General features: G+C 66.6%; 3 protein-coding genes. 1 reads left to right on the top strand and 2 read right to left on the bottom strand.

Features of this window, described 5'->3' with window-relative positions:
- The first annotated feature begins 433 nt into the window (after positions 1-433).
- A complete protein-coding gene (locus Ato02nite_RS50615; RefSeq protein ID WP_213013913.1) occupies positions 434-982 on the top strand; it encodes a hypothetical protein in 549 nt (182 codons plus the stop codon).
- A 326-nt stretch (positions 983-1,308) separates the two neighbouring features.
- Here the strand turns inward: Ato02nite_RS50615 and Ato02nite_RS50610 are convergent, their stop codons facing one another.
- Together Ato02nite_RS50610 and Ato02nite_RS50605 are read right to left on the bottom strand one after the other, a co-directional pair.
- Positions 1,309-2,724 (bottom strand): FAD-dependent monooxygenase, encoded by a 1,416-nt coding sequence (locus Ato02nite_RS50610; protein ID WP_213013912.1) that lies wholly within the window; start codon positions 2,722-2,724, stop codon positions 1,309-1,311.
- The gene (locus Ato02nite_RS50605; RefSeq protein ID WP_213013911.1) at positions 2,721-3,353 is read right to left on the bottom strand and encodes a PadR family transcriptional regulator; all 633 of its coding nucleotides are present in this window, start codon (positions 3,351-3,353) and stop codon (positions 2,721-2,723) included. Before Ato02nite_RS50605 ends, Ato02nite_RS50610 begins: the two co-directional genes overlap by 4 nt.
- Positions 3,354-3,632 lie beyond the last annotated feature (279 nt).

The following is a 3,632-nucleotide window of genomic DNA, read 5'->3' as shown; positions in this document are numbered from 1 at the left end:
CTCGCCGCAGAGCGCTGCGCGATAGACGGCAGATCCGTATTCTCAGCCCACCAGCCGCGACTACAGCCCTCCCAGCTGTAACCGAGCGGTCAACACCCTGAGCGGACCCACCTGCGGCACCGAAGGGATACGGCTTCGGCCCGAAGAGGGGAGCACCTGCCGGCCGCGCAAAGCTAGAGTCCTGGCGATCTACACGAGGGTACGGGGCGATGAGAAACATGGGCTGGTTGGTGTGGCTGGGTATCGTCGTAGCCTCTTACCCCCTGAACCAGTGGCTCGTCCGCCGCAAGGGTCTTGATCACCGGCCGTGGTTCGTCCCGAGCCTGTGGGGCCCCGTGGGCACGCTGATCATCGTCCTGGCTCACCCGATGGGCTGGCGCCGATTTTCTTGACCAGCCCGTACCGTCGAGCCCTGGCCGCATACGGCCGACGAATGCTCATCGACAGTTCAAAAACCGTGATTGCCGTCCTGCTTCGTCGCACCGCCGGACTCGCCGTCATAGGGGCGTTGGTGGTCGGCGCCTCGATCGGGTGCTCCGGTCCGCTTACTCCCCTCGGAGGCTGCTCCACTCGGGATGAGCGGTTTGCGGTAGTGCTGGCCGACCTTCCGATCATGTCGGCGCATCCCGACGCCGCGACGCCGAGGGATCGATACTCGGGCTGCGACACGGACGACGGCTTTGCCTATGCCGAACAGCGATACCAGTCGGAGCTGGACCGCGAGACCATCATGTCGTTCTACCGTGCCACCGCTGCCGCCGACCGATGGCACGCGGACGGGAAGAATCCGGCCCCCGTACCGTCGGCCGGCTTGGTCGTCTCCGGTGCGGTCGGCTGCTTCCACAAGGAGATCGACGGCACCACGGTGTATTTCGGCGTGTTTTTCCCGAGCGACCTCAATGTGCCCGGCGAGATTCAGGAGCCCAATGACCTATACGGCATCGAGCTAACCGGCTCCCATGACGGCGGCGCCTGGTGCTGATACGCGATCTTGGCGTCGGCAGTCGTGAAGTCGTCGAAATAGAGTCCATTCTTTCGAGACTCTCTATCCGCAATTAGGCACGCACTCACATCGGCAAGAGCGTGCACTGACGGACCAAGCTCCTGATCACCTTGCGCGCTGGCCGGCGCGCCCGCTCGGCGGCGGATCCGTACGTCCGTCCCCCTACGACCAACGGTCACGTATTGCCATGCTCGCTGCGCGACTTGCGGCGACCGCGGGGAGCCCGGACGGGCAGCAGAGATGCGAAGGCCGTTGTGTCGGATAGCGGAGCGTCGCAATGGTCATGGTGCAGTCGTAGTTGTAGATCAGCCGCCTGACCAGTAGTGCAACGCCTCGTCCGGGACATCGTCGCCGGCGCTGTGCACCCAGGCGGTGTGACCGTCCGGGCGTAGCAGGATGGCCCGTAGCTCCGGATGGTCGTGGCAGGTCGCCTCGACGATGTCCACTCGGTCGCCCCAGGGGCTCGTCGCATGGATTCCGGTCAGGTCGATCAGCACCGCGCGCCCGCCCGACAGCAGTGCGGCCACGTCGGTGTGCCCGGAGGCGGTGGTCAGCCGCAGGTTGGGGCAGAGCCGGCCGATCCACGGGTGGGTGCCTTCCGGCGTCATGTCGTAGCGGGTGTCGAGGCAGGTCACGGCGTCGGCGAAGGCCCGGTTGCCGGCCGGGTGCGCGGCGATCCGGGTGAGCAGGTCGACGAGCGGTTGCAGATCCTCGCCGGCGTTGCTGAGCATCGTCTGGGCCCGGGTGCTGGCCAGTACTTTCTCGCCGACGGCGTGCCGCTCGGTGTGGTAGCTCTCAAGTAGATGGTCCGGTGCTGTCCCGCGCACGGTGGCGGCCAGTTTCCAGCCGAGGTTGAACGCGTCGTCCAGGGCCACGTTGACCCCGATCGCGCCGGCCGGTGGATGGATGTGGGCGGCGTCCCCGGCCAGGATGATTCGGCCGTGCACGTACCGCTGCGCTTGTCGGGCGGCGTCGCCGAACCGGGTCACCCAGCGTGGGTCGGCCAGCGGGACATGCCGGCCGAGCGCTCGGTCGACGGCGGACTGCAGCGCCTCCAGGGTGATCGGAGCATCGGGCTGCGGATCATCGGTGATGATCCGCACGTAGCCGGGGCGCGGAATCACGAATACCGACCCGCCGGGTCCGGTGGTCACGCCGAACGGCAGCGCTTCGGGGTCGGCCAGCCCGACGTCACCGAGCAGCGAGTATCGGGTGGCCTCGGTGCCGGGGAAGGCAATCCCGGCCTCCTTGCGGACGGTGCTGCGGCTGCCATCGCAACCTACGACGTACGCGGCTCGGAGACGTTCGTCGCCTACCGTCGCGACGACCGCGTCCTCGGTCTCTTCCAGAGCGCGCAATTCGTGCCCGCGCCGGATGTCGGCACCCAGCTTGGCCGCCTGCTCCTCCAGGAACTCCTCGACCCGGGTCTGTGGGACACCAAGGGTGTAGTGGTGATCAGTGAACGCGTCCGCGAGACCGAGAGTTACCGGCAGCGAGGTGAACGCGGCATGTGGGACCTGCCAGCCTTCCGCGATGAGCGGCTCGGCGAGACCTCGCCGAGCCAGCAGATCCAACGAGCGTGCGTTGAGCGTGAACCCGCGGCAGTAGCTCGGTCGCTTCTCATGGCGTTCGACCACCACGGTCTCGACGCCCGCGAGCCGCAGTTCGTAGGCGAGCATGAGCCCGGCCGGACCAGCTCCGGCAATGAGGACATCGATCATGGTGCGTCCTTTCGCTCGGCGGGGGCGGACCAGGCCCACCCCTGGTCGGTCTGCTCGAACTCGGGCCAGGACAACGTGCCGCTGCGGATTTCGTCGCTGGTCCGCAGCGTCCAGGCGTGCTCGGCTTCCAGGGCGTGCAACCCGTACTCCGCCTCGATCATGAACAGGCGGGGCAGCAGTCCGGAGCCGACCGTCTCGGCCAGCATCTGCCGAGCCTCATGAATTTGCCGATCGAGGTGACCGGCCCGTTCATCGAGGGCCTCGGCGGCGCGTTCGGGGCCGAGAGCGCCGAGGTACGAGACGGCGGCCATGAACTTCGGATGCTCGGTGGCCGGCGTACGGATCAGTTCGTCGACCCAGCTGACGAACTCCTGCTGTCCGACCTCGGTGGTGGTGTAGACCGTCCGCTCCGGTCGGCGGCCATCGCGGACCGTCTCGACCTGCGTGATCCAACCGTGCCGGACGAGGGACTGCACCGTGTCGTACAGCGAGCCGGTGTTGATTTTGAAACTGCCGTCCTTGCCCCGTTCCCGCAGCGTGGAAGCCATTTCATAGGGATGCATCGACTTCTCCTGCAGCAGGCCGAGCACAGCCAGCGCCAGGGTGTTGGCGACCTTCCGCCGCGCCATCCAGCCTCTCCCTCCATTAGTCGGATCCGACTATACGATACCGACTATGGCTGGCTCGAGGTGAGCACAACGGTCGCCGTGGAGCAATCGGCCTCGCGTGCTGCGCACCGCATTCGAACCACACGGGTGTCATTCACGCGACCACTGAACAAGGCTCCGACCTGCGGTTACGGTCGGCCCATGAAGATCCTCGGCGCCTACGGCACGCCTGACGGCAGGTGGCGTTTCGAGGTGATCAGAAAAGGACGTGAACAGCAATACCGGATGTTTCGCGACGGC

The organism is Paractinoplanes toevensis (assembly GCF_018332695.1).
GTDB lineage: Bacteria > Actinomycetota > Actinomycetes > Mycobacteriales > Micromonosporaceae > Actinoplanes > Actinoplanes toevensis.
The sequence above is the reverse complement of the archived record's forward strand: the minus strand, read 5'-3'. Positions and strand labels throughout refer to the sequence as shown.

Coding starts and splice junctions, on each gene's coding strand:
- Ato02nite_RS50615 (WP_213013913.1), top strand. CDS start 434: ATGCTCATCGACAGTTCAAAAACCGTGATTGCCGTCCTGCTTCGTCGC.
- Ato02nite_RS50610 (WP_213013912.1), bottom strand. CDS start 2,724: ATGATCGATGTCCTCATTGCCGGAGCTGGTCCGGCCGGGCTCATGCTC.
- Ato02nite_RS50605 (WP_213013911.1), bottom strand. CDS start 3,353: ATGGCGCGGCGGAAGGTCGCCAACACCCTGGCGCTGGCTGTGCTCGGC.